This is a genomic window from Neobacillus niacini (genome assembly GCF_030817595.1).
GTDB lineage: Bacteria > Bacillota > Bacilli > Bacillales > Cytobacillaceae > Neobacillus > Neobacillus niacini_G.
Genome location: NZ_JAUSZN010000001.1, coordinates 2,849,635 through 2,873,730, shown reverse-complemented (window position 1 = coordinate 2,873,730; position 24,096 = coordinate 2,849,635). Strand labels below are relative to the sequence as shown.

Here is a 24,096-nt window from a genome sequence, read left to right as displayed (position 1 = left end):
ATTTTATATTATAATATAAAATATAGGAAAATTGCTATTACCTTATTTTGGGTTTTATAGGGCTGGTGTTTTAATGGAAAAGGCATTACTTAAAAGTGAACAAAAATTCAGAAGGATATTTGAAGATTCCTTAGACGGACTTATTTTATGGAATGACTTGTACCAAATTGTCGATATCAATTGTTCTGCAATAAAAATATTTGGGCGTTCAAAAGATAAGCTGGTGGGACAATCCGTACTAGATTTATTTAGTCATTTAAATGAAAAAAGACAGGAAATACTGAATCATATTAAGCAGGTAACGAATAATGGCAAAGAATGTTCATCTATGGTGATTGAAGGGATTGACGGGGGAGTTAGACACTTTGATTACTCCACAAAGCGTGGAATTATCGATGGAATGAATCTTACTGTTATTATAGATGTAACTGAAAAAGCTGAGCTGCAGGAACAGCTAAGAAAATCAGATCGGTTAAATGTTATTGGTGAGCTTGCTGCGGGAATTGCCCATGAAATAAGAAATCCTATGACTGCTTTGAAGGGGTTTATTCAATTACTAGAGCCAACAATAAAAGCTGAACACGCTATGTATTACGATGTTATTACCTCTGAGTTAGCGAGAATTGATTCTATTATTAATGAATTCTTATTCTTGGCAAAGCCTCAGGAAATTAGATTTCAAGAGAATGACATTAGGCAAATAATGAGGGAAATTGTAGATTTATTAAGTGCTCAGGCTGTGCTGTACAATGTTCAATTCCAAACTCATTATGAAGAACAATTACCATACGTTTATTGTGAACCCAACCAATTAAAAAAGGTCTTTATTAATATTATTAAAAACGCAATTGAAGTAATGCCGAACGGTGGGAAAATTACTATTGCGATAAATTCTATTAAGGACCAATTTATTCAGATATCCATTCGTGATCAAGGAACGGGAATTCCAAAGGATAAAATTAAAAAACTTGGAGAACCGTTTTATACCACAAAAGAAAAAGGTACTGGGCTTGGATTGATGGTCAGTTATCGAATTATCGAGGAACATAATGGAAGTATTGAAGTTGAAAGTGAAGAGGGAATAGGAACTTTGTTTAGGATTAAGTTACCATTAAATCATTTGGTAAATAGTTAGGAAAACCACTGCCGATTATTGGAAGTGGTTTTTTTGGTTAGTACAAAATTTCACCCAACTACACCTCGATTTGAAATTTCTGAATTTTTTCTTTACAAGCTGTCCTAAAAGTTATATCATTTGTGACTAGAATTCAACTATAAAATGAATGAATTAAAAGCAGGTGTAATGATGAAACAATTTTCAACTTCCCAAACTTTAAATAATCTTCCGAAACAGTTTTTTGCTTCATTAGTGAAAAAAGTAGGGAAATACATTGAAGCAGGCTATGATGTTATTAACTTAGGACAAGGTAATCCTGATCAAGCAACCCCGCAACATATCGTAAAAAAAATGCAGGAGGCTGCTGCCAACCCTGTGAACCATAAGTATTCTCCTTTTCAGGGTTATCGATATTTAAAGCAGGCGGCAGCGGATTTTTACAAACGAGAATATGATGTAACCATTGATCCAGATAGTGAAGTGGCTATTTTGTTTGGGGGTAAGGCAGGATTAGTAGAGATCCCACAATGCCTATTAAATCCTGGTGATATTATGTTGGTACCCGATCCAGGATATCCTGATTATCTATCTGGAGTGGCGCTGGCAAAAGCAGAGATGATTACGATGCCACTAAGGGAAAAAAATAGTTTTCTGCCAGATTATAGCGAATTACCTTCTGATGCAATTGAAAGTGCAAAATTAATGTTTCTTAATTATCCAAATAACCCAACCGGTGCTGCAGCAACTAAGGAGTTTTTTGAGGAAACGGTCCAACTAGCCAGTCAAAATGATATTTGTGTGGTCCACGATTTTGCTTACGGAGCAATAGGTTATGATGGAAAGGTGCCGTTGAGCTTTTTACAAATTGAGGGAGCTAAAGAAGTTGGTATAGAAATATATACTCTTTCGAAAACCTACAACATGGCAGGGTGGCGTGTCGGATTCGCCGTAGGGAATAGCAGTGTTATTTCAGCCGTGGAGCTTTTACAAGACCATCTATATTGCAGTATATTTGGCGGTATTCAGGAGGCAGCAGCAGAAGCTTTAACGGGTCCGCAGGAATGTGTTCGTGAATTGAATCATCTCTATGAGCGCAGGAGAAATGTATTAATAGATGGGCTTCGTTCTCTTGGCTGGAATGTGACAGCGCCAAAGGGATCATTTTTTGCTTGGCTAAAGGTACCTGAAGGGTTTACTTCAACTGAATTTGCAGATATCCTCCTAGAACAAGCACATATTGCTGTGGCACCTGGGATTGCATTTGGTGAACTGGGTGAAGGCTTTGTCCGGGTTGGTTTGCTCACAAGTGAGGAACGTTTAGGAGAAGCAGTAAAAAGAATTAGTGAATTAGCAATTTTCAAAAAATAGACTGCGGAATAAAAAAAAGAAATTTATCGATAATTCTTAAAAACTGGCTGTTAAGAAGCCAGTTTTTTTTGTGTGTTTTAGTAAATATATTTACTAAAACATTATCAAAAATAGCATGAAAATTGTCGTATCAGCAAAGAAAAACATGAGAATCCTGTCGAAAAATGCAATAAAATGCTTGTTTTGTCTACTTTTGCGAAAGTGTTTACTTTTGACTAAAATCTTGTCATAATTCATCAAGTAATCAATTTTTTAGCAGTTTAGTGTAAAAGAGTAAGGAGTAGGTGGAGAGAGTGAATATGGAAAGTTATAACCCTTCTGAGATGCTTAACGCAATAAAAGTTAAACGTGCAATGATGATAAATTGTGCAAATAAAAAAGGCTTCACAAGTGAAGAAACGATAAAATACAGCCAAGAATTAGATGTTTTAATAAATGAGTATCAGAGAGCAGCTCAGCAATTTTCAAGGCCAAACGAAGAAGTGAGGTTTGCTTTTAATCAGATGGTTATGATTTGGCCGAAAGTATTTGTTTAAGAATCACATGAGTCTTAAAAAATGTCTATTAACAAGACCATTACTAATAGACCAGTAATAAATGCATAAGTTGAAACTCGTTCATTGCCATCTCCATGGCTTTCTGGGATTAACTCTTTATAAATAATAAACAACATCGCTCCAGCCGCAAAAGAAAGACCATAGGGGACAAGCCCTTGTACAAATGAAGTTAAATAAAACCCAATAAAAGATGTAACAATTTCAATTGCACCCGTTAGAGTTGCCAGTAAAAAGGCCTTAAATTTGCTTAATCTTTGATTGAGTAAAAACAGTGCAACAAGAAGGCCTTCTGGTGCATTCTGAAACCCAATCGCAAGTGCGATTAAATTCCCCGTGTCCTCTGTTTGCGAAGCATAGCTGACACCGACAGACATACCTTCTGGAATATTGTGCAGAGTTATTGCTGCAATGATTAACATTGCCTTTTCGTCAAATTTAATTCCATACTGATTGTGTTCGAGGTCAATATGAGGAATTTTTTTTTCGAGAGTGGTTAATGCTAAAACCCCAAAGAATACTCCGATTGAAAGTGAAACAAAACCACCCAGCTTCATAGCCTCTGGTATTAACCCAATTGTAGATGCAGCCATCATAATTCCAGCGCTAAAAGCCAAGAGTATATCCTTCCACCGGTGTGTAAGGGACTGATTGATAAAAAGAATGATTAGAGCACCTGCACCCGTTGATAAAGCAGAAAGAACACTTCCTACAAACACTTCTATCATACCAGCCTCAAACCTTTCATCTATTAAAAATAGTAATAAATAAAATTAACTACATAGTTAGACAGAAACTGTGATTTTTATCATTGTTTATATCCGAATATTTCTTATAGTTAAATTAGTTCTATTATTTTTTACTATTCATTTTCATCATGAAAATCTTCTACCCTTATACTCCTAGACTTTACCACATACCTTAAATTTATCAATTTTAACAAAAGAATTCTATCATTGTTTGGTACTATGCTTGTGTTGCGATACATATATCGTAATATGGCATTTTTTATAACCAAGGAAGGCGAACGCTTTCAAAACAAACATAGCAAAAATGGGGGAGGGAAAGTACTACATGCACATTGTCGTATGTGTAAAACAAGTACCAGATACAAAAATCATTAAAATCAATCCCAAAACAAACACACTCGACCGACGAAGCGCACCAGCCATTTTGAATCCTTATGATGCTCATGCTGTACAAGAAGCTGTAAGCATTCGTGAAAAGACCGGCGGTACGATCTCAGTTTTGTCGATGGGACCGCCGCAAGCAACCGCAGTGATTAAGAAAAGTATTGAGATAGGTGCGGACCGGGGATATTTGATTACGGACCGTGCTTTTGCTGGGGCTGATACACTTGCAACCAGCTATGCCTTATTTAAAGCATTAGAAAAAATCAACAAGGAAATTCCTGTTGATATGATTATTTGCGGCAAGCATGCCATTGATGGAGACACTGGTCAGGTAGGACCTGGTATTGCCAGAAGGTTGGATATTCCACCGGTAACCAATGTAATTGAAGTAACTGAAGTCAATTTAGAAGAAAAAACGGTGTTAATCAAAAGAAAATTATCCAACGGCTATGAATTAATTCAAGCAGAAATGCCATGCCTTCTGACCGTTGAAAAGGAAATAAACCAGATCGAATATTCACCCATGCCAAATATGATTAAAGCTGCAAGATATGAACCGGTAATTTGGGCTGTTAGTGATCTTGAAAATGTGGACCGTGTACAGCTTGGACTAAAAGGATCGCCAACAATCGTTGGAAAAATGTTCACTCCTCCTCGTCCTGAAGGCGGGAAAAAAATTGAAGGCTCTCCAGATGAGCAGGTTAACCAACTCATGGATATCTTGCTGGAGCAAAAAGACGTATTAACATTACAGTCATCTAAACAATAAAGATTATTCTTTGCTGAGGAGGGGTTTACATGAATTTTGATGATTACCGTGGCGTTTGGGTCTTCATTGAACAAAATGGCGGTAAAATTGAAGGAGTTTCACTCGAATTGCTTGGAGCGGGCAGAAAGCTGGCTGATAAATTACAAGTTCCATTGGCTGGTTTTTTACTTGGGAGCGGAATTAAACCATTGGCTAACCAAGTAATTGCATATGGTGCAGATGAAGTATACCTTGTTGACCATCCGGTTTTGAAAGATTATCGGACAGAATCCTACATGAAGGGTGTTATGCAGCTTGTACCAAAATACAAGCCAGAAATTATTCTTTACGGGGCAACACCAAATGGAAAAGATTTAGCCAGTGCTGTGGCAACTGATTTGGTTACAGGTCTGACTGCTGACACCACCATGCTCGATGTTGACGTAGATAACCGTTTACTTGAAGCTAGTCGTCCTGCATTTGGCGGTAATATTATGGCAACGATTCTCTGTAAAAAGCATCGGCCGCAAATGGCGACTGTAAGACCTAAGGTAATGAAGGCTCTTGAGCCAGATACAGGAAGAACGGGGAAAATAATTGAGGAAAGCATTACGCTAAGAGAAGAAGATATGCGCACAAAAGTACTGCAAATTGTGAATGACGTAACAAAAAAGGCAAATTTAGCTGATGCACATGTTATTGTCTGTGGTGGTAAAGGAATGGGAGATGTACAAAACTTCCAAATACTTTATGAACTAGCTGATACGATTGGAGCAACTGTCGGCGGTACAAGAGATGTGGTTGAAGCAGGATGGTTACCGCATGAGTTGCAAATTGGCCAGACTGGTGAAACCGTAACCCCAAAAATATATTTTGCGATTGCTTTGTCCGGGGCTATCCAGCATGTAGTAGGTATGAAAAACTCAGATTTGATTATCGCCATCAATAAGGATCCAAATGCACCGATATTTGATGTAGCCACATACGGGATTGTAGGAGATGCATTGGAAATTGTCCCGAAATTAATACAACAATTTAAACAGCTACGAACTGAAAAAGGTGGTGAAATAAGCTATGCCAGAAAAATTTGATGTTATTGTTGTTGGTGCAGGACCAGCAGGAACTTCTTGCGCACTTGTATGTGCTCAAAAGGGCTTAAACGTACTGCTTATTGAAAGAGGAGAATATCCTGGAAGCAAAAACGTAATGGGCGGGGTGTTGTATCGGAAGCAAATGGAAGAGTTAATTCCAGAATTTTGGAAGGAAGCTCCACTTGAAAGACCTGTTATCGAGCAGCGTTTTTGGATGATGGATAAGGAATCAGTCGTTCAATTTGGTTACAAAGGACTTGAATGGGGTGTTGAACCATATAATAACTTCACAGTATTACGAGCGCAATTTGACCAGTGGTTTGCAAAAAAAGCGGTTGAAGCAGGGGCATTGTTAATCAATGAAACCGTTGTAACAGAATGTATTGTTGAAAACGGCAAAGTGATTGGTGTCCGTACGGACCGTCCGAATGGTGAAGTCTATGCTGACGTTGTTGTCCTGGCAGATGGGGTAAATTCACTGCTCTCAAAGCAGTTAGGATTCCATAAGGAATTCCGCCCTGATGAAGTGGCTCTGACCGTAATGGAAGTTATTAATTTACCAAAAGAAAAAATTAATGATCGATTTAACTTAGAAGATAATCAAGGCTGTACGATTGAAATATTTGGTGATTCAACAAAAGGGAATCTTGGAACAGCATTTTTATATACGAATAAGGATAGTTTGAATATAGGGGTAGGTACAACTCTATCAAGTATGATCAAATCAAAAATGAAGCCTTATGATCTTTTAGACTATCTAAAAACACATCCAATGGTTAAGCCAATGCTGGCAGGTGGAGAGTCAGCAGAGTATCTTGCCCACCTCATTCCAGAGGGAGGATATCGTTCAGTACCAAAGGTTGCTGGAAACGGTGTAGTGGTAGTTGGTGACGCTGCACAGCTTGTTAACGCAATCCACCGTGAAGGCTCGAACATGGCAATGCACTCTGGCTTACTGGCTGCAGAGACCGTAATTGAGGCGAAGCACCGTGGAGACTTCTCTGAGTCTAGTTTAAATCTTTACCGTCAAAAGCTTTATGATAGTTTCATAATCAAAGATTTAGAGAAATATAAAGACGCTACACACACATTTGAAAACAACCCACAATATTTTAAAGAATATGTTCCAATGATGAACAAGGCTATGAGCAAATTCTTTACAGTAGACGGAACACCAAAACGTGATAAGCAGAAAGAAATTATGAAGAGTGTAACGGCAGAAAGAGGAACATTTAAGGTGATACAAGATATTTATCGAGCTTGGAAGGCGGTGAAATAATGTCAACTAAGAATATCGAAGAAAAACAGTACCTTCTTCGTTTTAAAGCTGATACGAAATCCCATCTAACTGTTATGGACAATGATATCTGCATGACAAAATGCCCGGATAAGATTTGCACCATTTTCTGCCCTGCGGAAGTGTACAAATGGGAAGGATTACGGATGCAGGTTGGTTATGAAGGCTGCCACGAATGTGGAAGCTGCAGAATTGGCTGCCCGTACCAAAATATTAAATGGGAATATCCGAAAGGCGGACATGGAATAGTCTTTCGACTAGCATAATAGTAAAGGTGTTGCTTGCGATTATGAGCAACACCTTTTTATTTTTATCTTGTAGGATACATGAGAGTCCGTGAATAGCAAAACCAAGGAAAAACGGTCACTCATAGGGTTGATGAGTGACCGTGAATAGCTAAAAGAAGAAAGAACGGTTACTCATAGGGTTGATGAGAGCCCGTAAATAGCAAGAAGAAGGAAGAGCGGTCACTCATAAGGTCAATGAAAGCCCGTGGATACTCGTCATCACTTGCTAAAATCCAATTTAACTTTATATTTTTTTGTAGGATTCCCTGTTATTCTATCCTCAAAGTGGCTTTGCAAGGGATCGAAAAGCTATTTTTCATTAGTATGCAGCTTGATATCACTATTTGTGGGTTCTTTCACAAGTGAGGGTAAAAAGAAGGTGAAGCAAAAGGGGAGTAATTTTTGTGGGTTAACTTATTTTCTCTTGTAGGGTTAAGGTGGAGAGTTGATCTAGTTTACTTGAAGTAACCAATGAGCATGCAAGCTCATGTGCACTATCCATAGATTCCATTATAGGAGAACAATAAAAAGGTTTCTTCCAATTAAAGTCACCTTCAGCATTTGACAGATAGATACTTACTTTCCAATGAAAATATATGTTTAGCTGTGGGAGCTGCTCACCTTCAACTGCAATAAGCCAATGAGTCGAAGGTGAATCACAGTCATAAGATTCGAATTCCTTTAGTGCCAATAAGTCGTTGTAACCAATGGATACCAATGCCTTTTGATAAAAGTCATGATAATTAGGTGTTTTCATGATTATAGCCCTCCCTTTTATGTTCTAACTATATTATATGATAGTTTTTTAGTTTTTTTGAGTACAAATGTTAAAATTTTTCGAAAACTTATTACGCTTCCATTTTAGGGTTGTTAATTTTTTTTATTTATGTGATTGGTGTCACAACAAAATAGAAAGACAGCTTTTATACTAAAAACAAGAAAATGAATAAGAGGTGTATACAGATGAGTGGTTGTATGAGTAGTTTTGGAGGTATGTCTCCTGTAGATCTAAGTAAAGGAATTCATCAATTAAAGTCGGAGCATCCGCCATTATTGGCGCAATTAGAGGGATTATACAATTTAACACAGCAAATCGAAGCTGGTTATGATGAAGAAAAATTTGTAGAGTTGATTAGTAAAGTAAAGGAATTTAAAGCAGCACTTGACCCTCATTCTGAACGAGAAGAGGGAGTGCTATTTCCGATGATGGGCGTTTATATTGGAACGACTTCTGGACCGATTGCTGTGATGGAATATGAGCATGATCAAGCCAAAGCGAAAATCCATGAATTTCTTAAGAATGCCAATAGCTCTCAAACAGATGATGAAAAGAAGAACTTGGCTGCATTAATCAAAAGTGCTTATCTCATTCTAACAGAACACTTTGCAAAAGAAGAAAATGTCCTTTTCCCTATGGCTGAGCGTATGCTGTCAGATGATGAAAAAGAAGAACTATACCAAAAAATTCAGGAAATAAAATAAGGATGGGCTGAGCCCATCCTTTTCTCATACTATTGATTCCATTCTTGTACCGTTTGATCACTGGGCAGCAGGAACGCTATTAAACCAAGCAATGGCAAGAATCCAATGGAGGAGACCATGGATGACAAACTAAATAAGTCTGCAATGTATCCAAGTCCAACGGATCCGATAGCCCCCATGCCGAAAGCGAGTCCAACCGTTAACCCCGACATCGTTCCGATTTTTCCTGGAACAAGTTCTTGTGCGTATACGACAGTAACCGAAAAGCTTGTCATTAAGATAAAGCCTGTAATCGTTAGAAAGAGAAATGCCAGGACCGAAGGTACAAAAGGAATAAGGATGGCAAATGGAACAGTAGACAACATAGAAAATGAAATTACTTTTTTCTTACCAAAGCGATCAGCAAGTGGTCCGCCAAAAAAAGTTCCTAAAGCACCAGCAATTAAAAAGGCAAATAAGAAAAGCTGTGATTCCTTAATCGTCAGGGAGTATTCCTTAATGGCAAAGAAAGCATAGAAATTAGTCATCCCCGATATATACCAAGACCTTGCAAATATCAGTAAAAGAATTAATAATAGTGACTGTTTAACCCTTTTTGATAGACCGTTATTTTTATCTAACGGTAAATTTTTCTTTTTTAAAAGGGGAAGGTTTGCAGCTAATCTCTGTTTATACCAATTAGCGATGTAGATTAATAATAATACTGCTAATGCCGCAACAAGCGAAAACCATGAAGCACCTTTCTGTCCTAGTGGAACAAGGATAAGTGCTGTAATAAGCGGAGCCAATGCCTGCCCGGTATTACCGCCAACTTGATATATAGATTGTGCAAGCCCTCTTCTTCTGCCTGAAGCCATATAGGCTACCCTAGAGCCTTCAGGATGAAAAACTGCAGATCCAAAGCCAATGAAAATTACCGACAAAACAATTAAACCAAATGAAGGTGCAAATGCTAATCCAAGAACACCGCATAGAGTTAAGGTAAGTCCTATTGGTAAAGCGAAAGGCATTGGTTTTTTATCAGTCACGACTCCAACCACTGGCTGCAAAACGGATGAAACCATATTTAAGGAAAAGGCAATGATACCAAGCTGGGTAAAGGATAACCCCATTGATTTTTCTAGAATTGGAAACATCGCCGGTACAACAGCTTGTATGGCATCATTGAGCAGGTGACAAAGCCCTATAATAAAAAGGATATTATACATCGTCGTGTCTGAGGCTTTTGATGAATTTGCAGACATTGTAGCTGGTTGACTCATTTTCCGCACCTCTTTTATGAAATTATCAATCTTCTCAATAATCCTATCATACATAAAATCTATAAAAATGAGAAATGGAATGTTTCTATAATCGAAATATTTAAATATAATGAATGTGAAAGCCATTAATGAAAGAAAAAGGGGATTATGATGGAGAAATCAGTGGAAATCTTGTTTACGGAAGAAATTCTTAAGTGCTTTTTGACGTCTTTCCATTTGCAAACGGAGGTAATAAAACTTGGCGATTTTGAGAATTATGTTTTTGAAGCCTATCGTGGGAACAACCCAGTTATACTGAGAATCACACATAGCTCGCATCGAAGTAAGGATGAGATTCTAGCTGAACTTGATTGGATGAATTTTTTACATCAGCAAAAGGTAAATTGCCCAGAAGCATTTACATCATCAAATAATCAATTAATCGAAGACCTGCCAGCAGGTGACGGATCGTTTTTTTATGCTTGCCTATTTTCAAAAGTAGATGGTTACCCTGTGAAAATTAAATCGGATGTATTCAATAATCAGTTATTTCATGCATGGGGCAAAGCAATAGGTCAAATGCATTCTGTCACGAAGGAGTACAAACCAAGTAAAGAGATAAAGCTTCGTCCATCTTGGGAGGATGAGGAATTGCTAGATATTGAAACCTATGTGCCAAATGAGAAAGAGATTATTAAGAATACTAAACAGTTAATTAAGGAATTGAAATTGCTCCCAAGAAACAAGGATAATTTTGGACTTATCCACAGCGATATCCATTCAGGTAACTTTTTTTATGATGGTGAATGTGTTCATGTTTTTGATTTCGACGATTGTAGTTATCATTGGTTTGCTTCTGATATTGCAATCCCGCTCTATTATTCCGTTTTATATGGTTACCATAATAGTAGTGAAATGGAACGGGAGCAGTTTGCAAGCAATTTCCTAGCCCATTTTATACAGGGGTATGAAGAGCACCACTCATTACCTGAGGCCTGGAAAGAACAGCTTCCATTATTTTTCATGTTAAGAGATATAACTCTTTATTCTGTTTTACATAAAAAAATCTCGCCAGAAGATAGAGATGTAGAAATAAATCGTATGATAGAGGGATTGAAGTCTAGAATTATTAAGAAAGAACCTATTGTAAAACTAGGTTAAATTGACATGAAACAAAAAGTTTTTTATAATAATCTTGAAGTCGAGATAATAAATTAGGCGAAGCCCTTAGGTGCTGGAGCTAGACAGCTCGAGATTTTATTAAAAGGATGATTCTTTATGGAAAACGATTCTGTATCTCAATCATTAAAGCTATATATTGTTCTATCAAGAGCTTATAAAGCGATTAATGAGCATGTTAATAAAGTTATACAAGCGAGTGGATTAAATCCAACGGAATTTGCTGTATTAGAGCTTTTATATCATAAAGGTGATCAGCCTATGCAGCAAATAGGCGGGAAGATATTACTGGCCAGCGGCAGCATCACCTATGTTGTAGATAAGTTAGAACAAAAAGGATTCTTAGTAAGAATCGCTTGTCCTAACGATAGAAGAGTAACCTTTGCACAAATTACAGATAAAGGGAAAGAGTTTATTCAAGAAATATTTCCTGAACACGCCGAGCAGATTCATTCACTAATGTCTAGTTTAACAGATCCGGAAAAACAAGAAGCGATTGAATTGTTGAAAAAACTGGGGTTGCCAGCTGGTAAATTTTAATACGGCATTTGCCGTATTTTTTTTTGCCTGAAGGAATATTAATGGGTAGTGTCGAAAAATAATAGTTGGAAAAAGTTTGATATAAAGGGGTTGTTTCCATGAGATTTGAAGAGTATACATATACCCGTCCAAACCTTGACGAAGTAAAAGCAAGATTTGAAACGGCAATCGAAAAATTTACGAATGCTTCTTCTCTAGAAGAGCAAAGTTTAGCCATGAACGAAGTGAATGAAATTAGAAATGATATTGGGACCATGTTTAATCTTTGCTATATCCGTCATTCTGTTGACACGAATGATGAGTTTTATAAAGCTGAGCAGGATTATATGGATGAAGTTCAGCCTGAAATAGAAGGGCTGGTTACGAAATATTATCAGGCTCTTGTTGATTCTAAATATCGGAATGATCTAGAGGAGAAATATGGCAAGCAATTATTTGCACTGGCTGAGGGGCAATTGAAGACTTTTAAACCAGAAATTGTACCATTGCTTCAAAAAGAAAACCGTTTATCTACAGAGTATACAAAATTAATTGCTTCTGCAAAAATTAATTTTGAAGGGGAAGAAAGAACACTCGCACAATTGGAGCCTTTCACCCAATCAACAGACAGGGAAATGAGAAAGCTTGCCTCTGAAGCAAAGTTTGGTTTTTTAGCTGAGCATGAAAGCGAACTTGATCGGATCTATGATGAACTTGTTAAGGTAAGGACAGAAATTGCCCATACACTAGGTTATAAAAATTTTGTTGAGCTAGGCTATTATCGAATGATGAGAACTGATTATAATTCAGAAATGGTGGCGAACTTTCGCCAACAGGTGAAGGACTTCATTGTTCCTATTGCGACCAAGTTAAAGGCAAGACAGCAGGAACGTATAGGGGTAGAACAGTTAAAATACTTCGACGAGGGCTTTAACTATAAAACAGGAAATGCCGCGCCTAAAGGCAGTCCTGAATGGATTATTGAAAATGGACAAAAGATGTATGAAGAATTATCTAAAGAAACAGGTGAATTCTTCAAATTCATGCAAGATAATAACCTAATGGATCTTGTAGCTAAAAAAGGTAAAGCTGGCGGCGGGTATTGCACATATATCGAAAACTACAAGGCACCGTTTATTTTTTCAAATTTCAATGGAACCTCTGGGGATATTGATGTATTAACACATGAAGCCGGCCATGCCTTCCAGGTTTATTCAAGCAGGAATTTTGAAATCCCTGAATATTATTGGCCAACTTATGAGGCTTGTGAGATCCATTCCATGAGTATGGAATTTTTCACTTGGCCGTGGATGGACCTTTTCTTTAAGGAAGATACCGATAAATATAAATTTTCCCACTTAAGTGACGCGTTATTATTTCTTCCATACGGAGTTTCCGTAGATGAATTCCAACACTGGGTGTATGAAAATTGGCAGGCATCTCCTCAAGAACGTAAACAACAATGGCGTGAAATTGAGAAAAAATATTTGCCGCATAAAAATTATGATGGAAATGTTTATTTAGAGAATGGTGGTTTCTGGCAGCGACAAGGACATATTTTTAACTCACCTTTCTATTATATCGATTACACTTTAGCACAAATTTGTGCCTTCCAATTCTGGAAACGTTCAAGAGAAAATCAAGAAGAGGCTTGGGCAGATTATGTAAATCTTTGCAAACTTGGCGGAAGCATGTCATTTACAAATCTGGTTAAAGAAGCTAATCTGATTTCACCATTTGAGGATGGATGCGTAGAATCAGTAGTTGGCGAAATTGAAAACTGGTTAAATTCCGTTGAAGATAAAAAGTTATAATAATGAAAAAAGCGAAGCCTAGTGGCTTCGCTCAGGCTGTCGAGAAAATCTCGACAGCTATTATTTTTTGTAATTACTTTAATGATTCACCGCGTTAATATGCTATAATATACATATAAATAACAGGACGGTGGATAGAATGTATAAGCCAAAAAGAGAAATACAAAACGAAGCTGAATTTGTTTTTATTGATGATTTAGTACCGCAAGATCACCTATTAAGGAAGGTGGACAAGTATATTGATTTTTCTTTTATTGGTGAGAAGGTCCGTCCTTTTTATTCAGAAAATAACGGGCGTCCTTCGGACCCTATACAGCTCTTTAAGATGATGTTTATCGGATATTTTTATGGCATTCGTTCTGAACGACAATTAGAGCGTGAAATTCAGACGAATGTGGCCTATCGATGGTTCTTAGGATTAAAGCTAAACGATACAGTTCCCCATCATTCCACCATTAGTTGGAATCGGCGAACCCGTTTTAAAGATACAAATATATTTCAGGAAATTTTTGATGAGATTGTCTTCAAAGCAATTAACCACAAGATGGTTGGAGGAAGAGTTTTATTTTCCGATTCCACACACCTTAAAGCGAATGCAAACAAACATAAATTCTCTAGAGTTGAAGTGGAAGTTGAAACACGTGAATATGTAGAAGATTTAAACAAAGCTATTGAGGAAGACAGGAGAGATCATGGAAAAAAGCCTTTAAAGGAAAAGGAGGAGGTGACCGAGAAAAAGGAAATACGACTGAGCACAACTGATCCTGAATGCGGGTTTATGTCACGAGAGAATAAACAGGAGATGTTCTGTTATCTTGATCATCGAACTACCGACATGAAGTTTAACATCATAACTGATGCGTATGTTACACCAGGAAATGTTCACGATTCTGTCCCCTATCTTTCACGGTTAGACCGTCAGGTCGAACGTTTTGGATTTAAAGTAGAAGCTGTGGCACTTGATTCGGGTTACCTGACAAATCCGATTTGTAAGGGACTTAATGAACGCAATATTTTTGGAGTTATCGCTCACAGAAGATATCAATCAACAAAAGGGTTATTTCCTAAATGGAAGTTTACATATGACAAAGATAGAGATTTGTATGTTTGTCCAAATGGTCAGGAGTTACAATATCGTACAACTACAAGAGAAGGTTATCGGGAATATAAGTCAGATCCTAAAAAGTGTACTAATTGCCCACTCCTGCCTGAGTGTACAAAATCTCAAAATAAAACAAAAGTAGTTACCAGACATGTTTGGGAGGAACATAAGGAAAAGGTTCGACTTAACAGACTTTCAAAGTCAGGTAAAATACTATATAAATTTAGAAAAGAAAAAGTAGAGCGAAGCTTCGCAGATTCAAAAGAACTGCATGGGCTTCGCTATTGTAGGTTACGGGGATTGCAAAATGCGAGTGAGCAAGTGTTACTTACCGCAGCATGCCAAAACATGAAAAAGATTGCCACGCACTTAGCCAGGTTTGAAAAAGTGTGTGGCAATCTCCAGGTTCATTCCCCCTGTTGATTGGAGCGGAAGGTGCGAAGACTCCTGCGGGAGTACGGGGCTGGGGAGACCCCGCAGGCGCTTAAGCGCTGAGGAGGCTCCCCGGCACGCCCGCGGAAAGCGAAGCACCTGGAGCGGAAATCAACAGGCCTTTGGGCAGGCAGAAAAATAAAAATTGCCGAGAAAGATACCTTTCTCGACAATCTGAGCGAAGCCTAGTGGCTTCGCTTTTTCTATTAATGAACGTTAACACCTTCAGCTGCTGTAACCTTCAACTGTCCATCTTCTATGATAGCCGTTAGTTTAATTGCCTCAGGCTCCTCTAAAATATAGTCTGCAATTTTATCCTCGATGTGTTCTTGAATAACTCTACGAAGAGGACGTGCACCAAATGCTGGGTGGTAGCCTAACTCCGCAAGCTTTTCTTTCGTTTGAAGTGTAATCGTAAATTCAATATTTTGCTCATTTAACGTTTCTTGTAAATCACGAACCATTAAATCAACGATTTGCATGATATGGTCTTTTTCAAGTGAGTTAAATTCAATAATACTATCAAAACGGTTTAAAAACTCAGGCTTGAAAAAGCTGCCCAAAGAATCTAAGATAGAAGCTTCTTCGATTGCTTCATTTGTTCCAAAGCCAACATGAATGGTTTTATGTCCCACACCAGCATTGCTTGTCATAATGATAACTGAATCCTTAAAGCTTACTGTTCTTCCTTGACTGTCTGTAAGACGTCCATCTTCGAGAATTTGTAAAAACATATGCTGAACATCTGGATGCGCTTTTTCAATCTCATCTAATAAAATGATGCTGTAAGGATTTCTTCTTACCTTTTCAGTCAGTTGTCCTGCTTCATCGTGACCTACATAGCCTGGAGGAGAACCTATTAATTTGGAAATACTGTGTTTTTCCATATATTCACTCATATCGAGACGAATCATCGCTTCAGATGAACCAAATAATTCTTCAGCCAGTGTTTTAGAAAGCTCGGTTTTACCAACCCCTGTTGGCCCGACAAAAAGGAAAGAACCAATCGGACGATTCTTAGATTTTAAGCCGGCACGGCTTCTTCTAATCGCCTTTGAAACCTTTTCCACAGCTTTCTTCTGGCCGATGACTTTAGTATTTAAGTTTTCTTCTAGAGCTTTAAGTTTTTGCTGCTCATCCTCTTGTAATTTACCAACAGGAATACCGGTCTTTTGTTCAATGATTTCTTGAATATGTGATAGCTCTACAACCGGTCTGCTGATTTCTGAAGTTTCATTTAACTTTTTCTCAAGTAAAGCTTCTTCATCACGAAGTGAGGCAGCTAATTCATAGTTTTCATTTTTTAGAGCTGAATCTTTTTGAACAGCTATTTCTTGTAAACGTTTCTCAATCTGATCCTTGCTTTGACCATCTGAAGTAAGATTAATTTTAGATCCTGCTTCATCAAGTAAATCAATCGCTTTATCAGGTAAGAAACGATCTTGAATATAACGGTGTGATAACTGAACACATGCTTTTATCGCAGCGTCAGAATAAGTTACTTCATGGTAATCCTCGTATTTTTTCTTAATCCCTTTTAAAATTTCAATTGCCGCCTCTGGTGTCGGTTCTGCTACTTGTACCGGCTGGAAACGTCGTTCTAGAGCTGAATCTTTTTCTATTTGACGGTACTCTTTCAGTGTTGTTGCACCGATAAGTTGAAGTTCGCCGCGTGCAAGAGTTGGTTTTAAAATGTTTCCAGCATCCATTGAACCTTCTGCAGAACCTGCTCCTACAAGGAGATGAATCTCGTCAATGAAAAGAATGATATTCTTACGCTCCTGTAATTCTGTAATTAATTGCTTCATTCTTTCTTCAAACTGCCCGCGAATACCAGTGTTCGCAACCAAAGAAGCAACATCTAGTAAATAAACCTCTTTATTTCTTAATTTGCCAGGTACCTTTCCATCGACTATTTTCATCGCAAGACCTTCAGCAATAGCGGTTTTCCCGACACCCGGTTCACCAATTAACACTGGATTGTTTTTATTACGACGGTTCAATATTTCAATGACCCTTTTAACCTCTTCGTCACGGCCAATCACAGGGTCAATGAGACCAGCTTTGGCCATATGTGTTAAATTACGGCCAAATTGATCAATAAAGCCTCCCTTGCCATTCTGGCCCTGTTGTGGAAATGGTTTCTGGTCATTTAAATGATTATTTTCGGTCCCCTTCATATTAAAGAATAAATCATCAAATGAAAAACCAGGGAAGGAATTCATTTTTGGAGACATTCCTGAATGAATAGCATTTTTATTTTTTGTATAACATTCATGGCACAGCTTCATATTGCTGTGTTGTCCATTTATGTTTAAATTTAGTTGAACATTGGCTTGGTTTTCTTTACATAATTGACACAGCATAATATAAAACCTCCTATAAAATTAAAATTTACTATTTATTTGACTTTGACTATATTTGACCTTGTGTGATTAGTATACTTTGACCTTTTTTGACTTTCAAGAGTTTTGCCTATGGTAATTTTTTCTACAAACAAAAATTGCTTGTTTTAAAAAAGCTCGTCTTTGTTTGTCCTCTTGCTCATATATTGTATTTGAGGGGGAGATTGGGTGAAAAAGAATTGGTCGGCAGCATTTCAAATCGCCGCAGTGTATGTGGGTACAGTCGTGGGGGCGGGATTTGCTACAGGAAGAGAAATCGTAGAATTTTTTTCACGGTTTGGCTTCATGGGCTTTCTAGGTATTTTATTGAGCGGTTACCTCCTTATTGTGTTAGGTTCAAAGTTAATGAGAATTGCTGCTCGAATTAACGCAGTTTCGTACCAAGAATTTAATGTACACTTGTTTGGAAAATGGGCAGGCAGGTGTATTAATATAATCATGCTTTTTATGCTTCTTGGAGTAAGTGCAGTTATGCTTGCTGGAGCAGGAGCAGTGTTCGAAGAGCAATTGGGCCTAACGAAGAATTTAGGAGTATCTATAACCATATTTTTATCCTTTCTTGTCATGCTGGTTGGTACAAAGGGCTTATTTGCAGTCAATTCCTTTGTTGTACCCATTATGGTGTGTTTTAGTCTCATGTTAATGTCACTTTCTATTACACAGTCTGATTTTGTCAATCATTTATTATTTATACCACATACAGAGGATAGCTGGAAAAGTATATTAGCTCCCTTTTCTTATACAGCGTTAAACCTTGCTTTAGCACAGGCTGTGCTCGTTCCAATTGCAAATGAAATAAAAGATGATTGGACCATAAAGTGGGGCGGGATTTTAGGAGGGGCAGCATTAACTCTCATCTTAATCTCCAGCCACTTTACCTTGATAATGCTGCCAAATGTAGAGCTCTATGAGATACCGATGGCAATTATTATGAAGCAAATAGCTCCTTTTTTTTATTGGATATTTGTCCTTGTTATTTATGGTGAAATCTTTACATCCGTCATAGGAAACGTTTTTGGACTGGACCGTCAGTTAAAACAGTTTGTTCAGGTTCCTACTTATATTACGATTACAGCTATTTTTATCATTTCTTATCTGATCAGTCTGATTGACTACAGCAAACTGTTGTCGAATCTCTATCCATTGTTTGGCTATATTAGCCTAATCTTTTTTATCCTATTATGGAGAAAGCCTCTGAACGAAAAAGTGAATAAATGATAAAAATAGGAAAAGCATTGTCGATAATTCTGACAGTTGCTTTTCCTATTTTAATGGTAAAATAATGAAAATCATGATGTCAAAAACAATATGCGAAACAATCACTAAAGGCATACTTTTCTTCCATAAATAAAGTGCACCCCACATAAGACCAGAAAGGAAGGCAGCAAGCATTAGGATTAGTGTGCCTGAATAGATATGAACTGAAGCATAAAGTAAAGCCGCAATTAAAATACTCCTGAATGGCCCAAAATAACGGAGTAGTCTCTTTTGAACGAATCCGCGCCAAAAGAGTTCTTCTCCAGGTGCTGCTACTAAAATTAGTGCCAGGTACTGCCAAAATAACGCAGGAGCAAACCAGCGGTAGAGTTTTTTAATACTATTTTCAAAAGGCAAATTCAGCAGGTCAAAGGCTTGTACGCCCAGCCAAAATAATAAATAGAGAAGTAATCCTGATAAAGTACCGAGGGAGATATATTTGAAAAATGACGCTTCATCTTCTACAGCTTCTTGAAACATCGCATAAGTAATTAATATAAGAAGTGAACCAGTAAATATGTACCAAAATATGGCTCTGTCATAAAAGGTGAAATACATAAGAGCATGAGCAATAATGAAACCAGTGATTAGCCGAAGATCAAGAATGCTATTCTTCATTCTATTACCTCCTTTCTAACAATAAAATTTATTTTAACAAAAAAAATTTATGAAAGGAAATGTTTACATCACACTTTTGGGCGATTCCTATTAATAAGAAGAAGGAAAATGCAAAAAATACGAAGGTGAAAGGAAAGGAGGAGTAACAATGAGCAAATCCCAAAGCCAGCAAGAGCGACAATGGACGGTCCGTAAACAAGACCAAAACCCGCACGGAAAAGTAAAATCAAAAGATGAGCTATTAAAAGAAGCTGGACGAGATAAATAAAATGTTGATTTTGCACCCTGTTGATTGGAGTGGTAGGCACGAAGACTCCTGCGGGAGGACGGGTCCGGGGAGACCCCACAGGCGCTTCAGCGCCGAGGAGGCTCCCCGGACCGCCCGCGGAAAGCGAAGTGCCTGGAACGGAAATCAACAGACCAAATTTAACACGGTAAAACAAATAAAAAGGCAGCCTAAGGCTGCCTAATTTACAAAATTTTCAATTTAATAAGCGCTTTCTTTTACAATCTTATAATTTTTATGGTTTACAACAGTCCGCTGATCCAATTCTAAGTCACGATAATTATCCATAAGTGTTAGGTCGACTATTACAGAGTTTTCATTGACCTTTTCTACAATACCTTTTAATCCGCCGCGGAATTCAATGACATTTCCTACTTCTGCTTTTTTCAATTAGTCTCTCTCCTTTACCTGACAATCTATATATATTCATTTAAGTTACAGTTTGCACTACTTTGTATGATTCGTAAAGGATTTTTTTTGACAATTTTGTTAATTTTTAATAACAAATATAAAAAAATGCAATCGTTTACATTTATTGCTGATATTTTTATAGAATATCATACAAATATTGACTACGATAATGCTTCTTACTATAAAATGGGAATAAAGGTGGTGCGTTTATGAACGAACAATTTGTGCAAGAAGTCTTGGAAAAATTAAAAAAAGGTGAGCTATCTGAGTTTTATGTTAAGAAAGACGATTTTATGGATTTTCGTCAAGTCCTTGTCAAAAGGGAGGACTTTAAACATTTCCGTGGCATAGGTCAACGAGGTGGAGATGTACTCTATCAATACCTGAAGGAGCCAAGAAGCTAATTGACCATAACATGCTCTCGTATTTTAAATAGAAATAAATCATATAGTGAATAGGGGGATTTTTTTGGAGACGTTTATTCTCTCTATAGACCAAGGGACAACAAGCTCGCGGGCTATTTTATTCAATAAGCAGGGGGAAATTGTTTTTATTGCACAAAAAGAGTTTACCCAGCATTTTCCTAAACCTGGCTGGGTAGAGCAAAATGCAAATGAAATTTGGGGCTCCGTATTATCTGTTATTGCTGAAGTATTATCTGAAGCTGGAATCAAGCCAGAGCAGATTGATGGAATAGGTATCACGAATCAACGAGAAACCACTGTTGTTTGGGATAGGGAGACTGGTGAGCCTATCTATAACGCAATCGTTTGGCAATCAAGGCAAACGAGTGAAATTTGTGAGGAATTGAAAGCACAGGGCTATGATGATCTATTTCGCTCAAAAACAGGTCTTTTAATAGACGCCTATTTTTCAGGAACAAAAGTCAAATGGATTTTGGATCATGTCGATGGTGCACGTGAAAAAGCGTTACAGGGTAAGCTTTTATTTGGAACTATTGATACTTGGATTGTATGGAAGCTTTCGGGAGGACGTGCACATGTAACAGATTACTCCAATGCCTCCAGGACATTAATGTTTAATATTTATGACCTTAAGTGGGATGATGAATTACTTACGATATTGGACATTCCTAAAGCTATGCTGCCTGAAGTTATGCCCTCATCTGCAATATATGCAAATACAGTCGATTATCATTTTTTTGGAAGGGAGACACCCATTGCAGGGATAGCTGGTGACCAGCAGGCTGCACTTTTCGGGCAAGCGTGCTTCGAAAAAGGGATGGCTAAGAATACTTACGGTACGGGTTGTTTTATGCTGATGAATACAGGTGATAAAGCGGTTCGGTCTAAAAATGGCTTACTGACGACTATAGCATGGGGACTTAACGGAAAGGTTGAATATTGTCTTGAAGGAAGTATCTTTGTTGCAGGTTCAGCTATTCAGTGGCTCCGTGACGGATTGAGAATGTTTAAAGATGCTAAAGATAGTGAGTCTTATGCATTAAAAGTGTGTTCTACTGAAGGTGTATATGTTGTTCCTGCATTTGTAGGTTTAGGGACACCTTATTGGGATAGTGATGTAAGAGGTGCTGTTTTTGGCTTAACAAGAGGAACCACAAAGGAACATTTTGTCAGGGCTACACTCGAATCTTTAGCTTATCAAACCAAAGACGTACTATCTGCGATGGAAGCTGATTCTTTAATCACGCTAAAAACCCTTCGTGTAGATGGCGGTGCAGTAAAAAATAATTTTTTAATGGAATTCCAAAGTGATATTTTAAATGTACCAGTAGAAAGACCGAAAGTTAGTGAAACCACTGCGCTTGGAGCAGCATATCTAGCTGGACTGGCGGTAGGTTACTGGGAAAGCCAGGAGGAAATATCAAGGCAATGGGCAACTGAGCAGAAATTCGATCCGACAATGTCTGATGAGGAGAGAAAGAGCCTTTATAATGGATGGAAAAAGGCAGTCGATGCTGCGATGGTCTTTAAATAGATTTGATAAATCTTTTCAATTATCGTCTTCTATTTAGGGGGAAAAATATGAAGTTTTCTAACATAAATAGGAATGAAATGATTGAAAGCTTGAAAAAGATCGAATTTGATGTTTTAGTGATTGGCGGCGGGATTACTGGAGCAGGGATTGCACTGGATGCCACAACGAGAGGGATGACAACAGCACTAGTTGAAATGCAGGATTTTGCTTTTGGCACATCCAGTCGTTCAACAAAATTAATTCATGGCGGGCTTCGTTATTTAAAACAATTCGAAATAAAAATGGTGGCTGAAGTGGGGAAAGAACGGGAAATTGTTTTTGAAAACGGTCCTCATGTAACAAAACCTGAATGGATGTTACTTCCTATCTATCAAGGAGGTACCTTTGGCAGGTTTAGTACTTCCATAGGTTTAAGAGTTTATGATTTTCTCGCAGGAGTTAAAAAAACAGAGAGAAGGGTCATGCTTTCGAAAGAACAGACATTAGCCAAAGAACCATTGTTAAAGAAGGAAGGATTAATTGGCGGTGGATACTATGTGGAGTACCGTACTGACGATGCACGTTTGACGATTGAAGTTTTAAAAAAGGCAAATGAAAACGGTGCCCTGCCAATTAATTATACAAAGGTCATTGGGTTTATTTATCAAAAAAATACCATCAACGGGGTAATGGTCAAAGATGAATTTACAGGAACTGAATACGAGATTTGCGCAAAAAAAATTGTTAATGCAGCGGGCCCTTGGGTGGAAGATGTGCGTCAACTCGATCATTCTAATAATGGAAAATCGCTGCAACTAACAAAAGGAGTTCATCTTGTCATTGATCAAGGTCGATTTCCATTAAAGCAGTCTATTTATTTTGATACCCCTGATAACAGAATGGTTTTTGCCATACCTCGTGAAGGTAAAACGTATGTCGGTACAACAGATACTTTCTTTAATGGAGATAAACTACAGCCTTTGATAACCAAAAATGACCGAAATTACTTAATCAATGCAATAAATTATATGTTTCCTGAAATGAATATTCAAGATGAAGACATTGAGTCAAGTTGGGCAGGGCTGCGCCCGCTCATTTTTGAGGAAGGCAAGAAAGCTTCGGATATTTCAAGGAAGGACGAAATTTGGGAGTCACATTCGGGGCTAATAACAATAGCAGGAGGAAAACTAACAGGTTATCGAAAAATGGCTGAAGCCGTGGTTAATTTGTTAGCGGCAGGTTTGTCCAAACAAGAAAATACCCTATACACAGCATGTAAAACGAAAAAATTGGCTGTTTCTGGTGGGAATGTAGGCGGATCAGCAAAATTTCCTGATTTTATCTCACAAAAAGCATCAATGGGAGTGGAATCTGGTCTTACTTTAATAGAGTCTAGACAGCTAGCTTCTATATATGGATCAAATATTGAAGAGGTCTTTCATTTTTTCCGCGCAAATCGAACAGAGGCGATAAAATATGGCATCCCGGACATGCTTTTTGCAAAGCTTGTTTATGCGCTGTATTGTGAAATGGCTGCCTCGCCAACTGACTTTTTTATACGCCGTTCTGGAGATGTCTTATTCAATATTCATTCTGTCGATTCTTATAAAAAACCAGTTATTGAGTTTATGGCAGATAAATTGGAATGGAATGAAACAGATAAAGTAAAATATACGAAAGAATTAGAAACTGCTTTGAAGATTGCTTCTGGTACAGTGTAAGGTTTAGGGATCATTTAATAAAGGATCTAGTTGATGAGCTGCCTATAAGGTAAGCTTTTTTTATGGCTATTTTGTGAACTTTTTCAAAAAAACGAT

General features: G+C 37.7%; 23 protein-coding genes. 17 read left to right on the top strand and 6 right to left on the bottom strand.

Going from position 1 to position 24,096, the window contains the following annotated elements; translation table 11 throughout:
• The first annotated feature begins 73 nt into the window (after nucleotides 1–73).
• The 3 genes from QFZ31_RS13685 (at nucleotide 74) to QFZ31_RS13675 (ending at nucleotide 3,021) form a co-directional block, all read left to right on the top strand.
• Nucleotides 74–1,135 carry an ATP-binding protein gene (locus tag QFZ31_RS13685; protein WP_307303569.1) on the top strand — a complete coding sequence of 354 codons (1,062 nt, stop codon included), beginning with the start codon at nucleotides 74–76 and terminating at the stop codon, nucleotides 1,133–1,135.
• A gap of 171 nt (nucleotides 1,136–1,306) precedes the next feature.
• Entirely contained in the window at nucleotides 1,307–2,485 is a 1,179-nt protein-coding gene (locus tag QFZ31_RS13680) for a pyridoxal phosphate-dependent aminotransferase (protein WP_307303568.1), read from the top strand.
• A gap of 299 nt (nucleotides 2,486–2,784) precedes the next feature.
• A complete protein-coding gene (locus QFZ31_RS13675) occupies nucleotides 2,785–3,021 on the top strand; it encodes an aspartyl-phosphate phosphatase Spo0E family protein (protein ID WP_307303567.1) in 237 nt (78 codons plus the stop codon).
• A gap of 14 nt (nucleotides 3,022–3,035) precedes the next feature.
• On the opposite strand, the gene QFZ31_RS13670 is transcribed toward QFZ31_RS13675, so the two are convergent.
• Nucleotides 3,036–3,767, bottom strand: coding sequence for a ZIP family metal transporter (locus QFZ31_RS13670; RefSeq protein WP_179597535.1), 732 nt, complete (start codon nucleotides 3,765–3,767; stop codon nucleotides 3,036–3,038).
• Nucleotides 3,768–4,113: 346 nt separating this feature from the next.
• Here QFZ31_RS13670 and QFZ31_RS13665 point away from each other — a divergent pair, with 346 nt between their 5' ends.
• From QFZ31_RS13665 to QFZ31_RS13650, 4 genes are read left to right on the top strand one after another with little or no spacing between them, the layout of a single operon-like run.
• Nucleotides 4,114–4,941, top strand: coding sequence for an electron transfer flavoprotein subunit beta/FixA family protein (locus QFZ31_RS13665; RefSeq protein WP_307303566.1), 828 nt, complete (start codon nucleotides 4,114–4,116; stop codon nucleotides 4,939–4,941).
• A 29-nt stretch (nucleotides 4,942–4,970) separates the two neighbouring features.
• Nucleotides 4,971–6,011 carry an electron transfer flavoprotein subunit alpha/FixB family protein gene (locus QFZ31_RS13660; protein ID WP_307303565.1) on the top strand — a complete coding sequence of 347 codons (1,041 nt, stop codon included), beginning with the start codon at nucleotides 4,971–4,973 and terminating at the stop codon, nucleotides 6,009–6,011.
• A complete protein-coding gene (locus tag QFZ31_RS13655; RefSeq protein ID WP_179597528.1) occupies nucleotides 5,995–7,290 on the top strand; it encodes an FAD-dependent oxidoreductase in 1,296 nt (431 codons plus the stop codon). Before QFZ31_RS13660 ends, QFZ31_RS13655 begins: the two co-directional genes overlap by 17 nt.
• The gene (locus QFZ31_RS13650) at nucleotides 7,290–7,574 is read left to right on the top strand and encodes a ferredoxin family protein (RefSeq protein ID WP_063251520.1); all 285 of its coding nucleotides are present in this window, start codon (nucleotides 7,290–7,292) and stop codon (nucleotides 7,572–7,574) included. Before QFZ31_RS13655 ends, QFZ31_RS13650 begins: the two co-directional genes overlap by 1 nt.
• 430 nt (nucleotides 7,575–8,004) lie before the next feature.
• Here the strand turns inward: QFZ31_RS13650 and QFZ31_RS13645 are convergent, their stop codons facing one another.
• Nucleotides 8,005–8,352: a hypothetical protein gene (locus QFZ31_RS13645; RefSeq protein ID WP_307303562.1), complete on the bottom strand. Its 348-nt coding sequence runs from the start codon at nucleotides 8,350–8,352 to the stop codon at nucleotides 8,005–8,007.
• A gap of 218 nt (nucleotides 8,353–8,570) precedes the next feature.
• On the opposite strand from QFZ31_RS13645, the gene QFZ31_RS13640 reads away from it, so the two are divergent.
• Nucleotides 8,571–9,077 (top strand): hemerythrin domain-containing protein, encoded by a 507-nt coding sequence (locus QFZ31_RS13640; RefSeq protein ID WP_307303559.1) that lies wholly within the window; start codon nucleotides 8,571–8,573, stop codon nucleotides 9,075–9,077.
• A gap of 29 nt (nucleotides 9,078–9,106) precedes the next feature.
• On the opposite strand, the gene QFZ31_RS13635 is transcribed toward QFZ31_RS13640, so the two are convergent.
• Nucleotides 9,107–10,339, bottom strand: a complete 1,233-nt coding sequence (locus QFZ31_RS13635) for an MFS transporter (RefSeq protein ID WP_373459847.1) — start codon at nucleotides 10,337–10,339, stop codon at nucleotides 9,107–9,109.
• Nucleotides 10,340–10,489: 150 nt separating this feature from the next.
• On the opposite strand from QFZ31_RS13635, the gene QFZ31_RS13630 reads away from it, so the two are divergent.
• From QFZ31_RS13630 to QFZ31_RS13615, 4 genes are all read left to right on the top strand, one after another.
• Nucleotides 10,490–11,479, top strand: coding sequence for a phosphotransferase enzyme family protein (locus tag QFZ31_RS13630; RefSeq protein ID WP_307303558.1), 990 nt, complete (start codon nucleotides 10,490–10,492; stop codon nucleotides 11,477–11,479).
• A gap of 117 nt (nucleotides 11,480–11,596) precedes the next feature.
• The gene (locus tag QFZ31_RS13625) at nucleotides 11,597–12,037 is read left to right on the top strand and encodes a MarR family winged helix-turn-helix transcriptional regulator (RefSeq protein ID WP_179597516.1); all 441 of its coding nucleotides are present in this window, start codon (nucleotides 11,597–11,599) and stop codon (nucleotides 12,035–12,037) included.
• A gap of 98 nt (nucleotides 12,038–12,135) precedes the next feature.
• Nucleotides 12,136–13,830 carry a M3 family oligoendopeptidase gene (locus tag QFZ31_RS13620; RefSeq protein WP_307303556.1) on the top strand — a complete coding sequence of 565 codons (1,695 nt, stop codon included), beginning with the start codon at nucleotides 12,136–12,138 and terminating at the stop codon, nucleotides 13,828–13,830.
• A 139-nt stretch (nucleotides 13,831–13,969) separates the two neighbouring features.
• Nucleotides 13,970–15,355: an IS1182 family transposase gene (locus tag QFZ31_RS13615; protein WP_307301853.1), complete on the top strand. Its 1,386-nt coding sequence runs from the start codon at nucleotides 13,970–13,972 to the stop codon at nucleotides 15,353–15,355.
• Between the two features lie 215 nt (nucleotides 15,356–15,570).
• On the opposite strand, the gene QFZ31_RS13610 is transcribed toward QFZ31_RS13615, so the two are convergent.
• Entirely contained in the window at nucleotides 15,571–17,730 is a 2,160-nt protein-coding gene (locus tag QFZ31_RS13610; RefSeq protein WP_307303554.1) for an ATP-dependent Clp protease ATP-binding subunit, read from the bottom strand.
• A gap of 207 nt (nucleotides 17,731–17,937) precedes the next feature.
• Here QFZ31_RS13610 and QFZ31_RS13605 point away from each other — a divergent pair, with 207 nt between their 5' ends.
• Complete coding sequence (locus QFZ31_RS13605) at nucleotides 17,938–18,987, top strand: hypothetical protein (RefSeq protein WP_307303551.1); 1,050 nt, start codon at nucleotides 17,938–17,940, stop codon at nucleotides 18,985–18,987.
• Nucleotides 18,988–19,032: 45 nt separating this feature from the next.
• On the opposite strand, the gene QFZ31_RS13600 is transcribed toward QFZ31_RS13605, so the two are convergent.
• Nucleotides 19,033–19,644 (bottom strand): CPBP family intramembrane glutamic endopeptidase, encoded by a 612-nt coding sequence (locus QFZ31_RS13600; protein ID WP_307303549.1) that lies wholly within the window; start codon nucleotides 19,642–19,644, stop codon nucleotides 19,033–19,035.
• A 148-nt stretch (nucleotides 19,645–19,792) separates the two neighbouring features.
• Between QFZ31_RS13600 and QFZ31_RS13595 the strand changes: the two genes are divergently transcribed.
• Nucleotides 19,793–19,912 carry a DUF6254 family protein gene (locus QFZ31_RS13595; RefSeq protein ID WP_307303547.1) on the top strand — a complete coding sequence of 40 codons (120 nt, stop codon included), beginning with the start codon at nucleotides 19,793–19,795 and terminating at the stop codon, nucleotides 19,910–19,912.
• A 219-nt stretch (nucleotides 19,913–20,131) separates the two neighbouring features.
• On the opposite strand, the gene QFZ31_RS13590 is transcribed toward QFZ31_RS13595, so the two are convergent.
• On the bottom strand, nucleotides 20,132–20,320 hold the full coding sequence (locus tag QFZ31_RS13590; protein ID WP_063251529.1) for a YkvS family protein: 189 nt from the start codon (nucleotides 20,318–20,320) through the stop codon (nucleotides 20,132–20,134).
• 230 nt (nucleotides 20,321–20,550) lie between these two features.
• Here QFZ31_RS13590 and QFZ31_RS13585 point away from each other — a divergent pair, with 230 nt between their 5' ends.
• The 3 genes from QFZ31_RS13585 to QFZ31_RS13575 all read left to right on the top strand — a co-directional run bounded on the left by QFZ31_RS13585 (nucleotide 20,551) and on the right by QFZ31_RS13575 (nucleotide 24,000).
• On the top strand, nucleotides 20,551–20,745 hold the full coding sequence (locus tag QFZ31_RS13585; protein WP_179597505.1) for a hypothetical protein: 195 nt from the start codon (nucleotides 20,551–20,553) through the stop codon (nucleotides 20,743–20,745).
• A gap of 64 nt (nucleotides 20,746–20,809) precedes the next feature.
• Nucleotides 20,810–22,300, top strand: a complete 1,491-nt coding sequence (gene glpK / locus QFZ31_RS13580; RefSeq protein WP_307303545.1) for a glycerol kinase GlpK — start codon at nucleotides 20,810–20,812, stop codon at nucleotides 22,298–22,300.
• A 47-nt stretch (nucleotides 22,301–22,347) separates the two neighbouring features.
• Nucleotides 22,348–24,000 (top strand): glycerol-3-phosphate dehydrogenase/oxidase, encoded by a 1,653-nt coding sequence (locus QFZ31_RS13575; protein ID WP_307303544.1) that lies wholly within the window; start codon nucleotides 22,348–22,350, stop codon nucleotides 23,998–24,000.
• Nucleotides 24,001–24,096: the final 96 nt, after the last annotated feature.

Excerpts from the sequence above, each read along its gene's own strand:
- QFZ31_RS13685 (WP_307303569.1), top strand. The coding sequence starts at position 74 with ATGGAAAAGGCATTACTTAAAAGTGAACAAAAATTCAGAAGGATATTT.
- QFZ31_RS13680 (WP_307303568.1), top strand. The coding sequence starts at position 1,307 with ATGAAACAATTTTCAACTTCCCAAACTTTAAATAATCTTCCGAAACAG.
- QFZ31_RS13675 (WP_307303567.1), top strand. The coding sequence starts at position 2,785 with ATGGAAAGTTATAACCCTTCTGAGATGCTTAACGCAATAAAAGTTAAA.
- QFZ31_RS13670 (WP_179597535.1), bottom strand. The coding sequence starts at position 3,767 with ATGATAGAAGTGTTTGTAGGAAGTGTTCTTTCTGCTTTATCAACGGGT.
- QFZ31_RS13665 (WP_307303566.1), top strand. The coding sequence starts at position 4,114 with ATGCACATTGTCGTATGTGTAAAACAAGTACCAGATACAAAAATCATT.
- QFZ31_RS13660 (WP_307303565.1), top strand. The coding sequence starts at position 4,971 with ATGAATTTTGATGATTACCGTGGCGTTTGGGTCTTCATTGAACAAAAT.
- QFZ31_RS13655 (WP_179597528.1), top strand. The coding sequence starts at position 5,995 with ATGCCAGAAAAATTTGATGTTATTGTTGTTGGTGCAGGACCAGCAGGA.
- QFZ31_RS13650 (WP_063251520.1), top strand. The coding sequence starts at position 7,290 with ATGTCAACTAAGAATATCGAAGAAAAACAGTACCTTCTTCGTTTTAAA.
- QFZ31_RS13645 (WP_307303562.1), bottom strand. The coding sequence starts at position 8,352 with ATGAAAACACCTAATTATCATGACTTTTATCAAAAGGCATTGGTATCC.
- QFZ31_RS13640 (WP_307303559.1), top strand. The coding sequence starts at position 8,571 with ATGAGTAGTTTTGGAGGTATGTCTCCTGTAGATCTAAGTAAAGGAATT.
- QFZ31_RS13635 (WP_373459847.1), bottom strand. The coding sequence starts at position 10,339 with ATGAGTCAACCAGCTACAATGTCTGCAAATTCATCAAAAGCCTCAGAC.
- QFZ31_RS13630 (WP_307303558.1), top strand. The coding sequence starts at position 10,490 with ATGGAGAAATCAGTGGAAATCTTGTTTACGGAAGAAATTCTTAAGTGC.
- QFZ31_RS13625 (WP_179597516.1), top strand. The coding sequence starts at position 11,597 with ATGGAAAACGATTCTGTATCTCAATCATTAAAGCTATATATTGTTCTA.
- QFZ31_RS13620 (WP_307303556.1), top strand. The coding sequence starts at position 12,136 with ATGAGATTTGAAGAGTATACATATACCCGTCCAAACCTTGACGAAGTA.
- QFZ31_RS13615 (WP_307301853.1), top strand. The coding sequence starts at position 13,970 with ATGTATAAGCCAAAAAGAGAAATACAAAACGAAGCTGAATTTGTTTTT.
- QFZ31_RS13610 (WP_307303554.1), bottom strand. The coding sequence starts at position 17,730 with ATGCTGTGTCAATTATGTAAAGAAAACCAAGCCAATGTTCAACTAAAT.
- QFZ31_RS13600 (WP_307303549.1), bottom strand. The coding sequence starts at position 19,644 with ATGAAGAATAGCATTCTTGATCTTCGGCTAATCACTGGTTTCATTATT.
- QFZ31_RS13595 (WP_307303547.1), top strand. The coding sequence starts at position 19,793 with ATGAGCAAATCCCAAAGCCAGCAAGAGCGACAATGGACGGTCCGTAAA.
- QFZ31_RS13585 (WP_179597505.1), top strand. The coding sequence starts at position 20,551 with ATGAACGAACAATTTGTGCAAGAAGTCTTGGAAAAATTAAAAAAAGGT.
- QFZ31_RS13575 (WP_307303544.1), top strand. The coding sequence starts at position 22,348 with ATGAAGTTTTCTAACATAAATAGGAATGAAATGATTGAAAGCTTGAAA.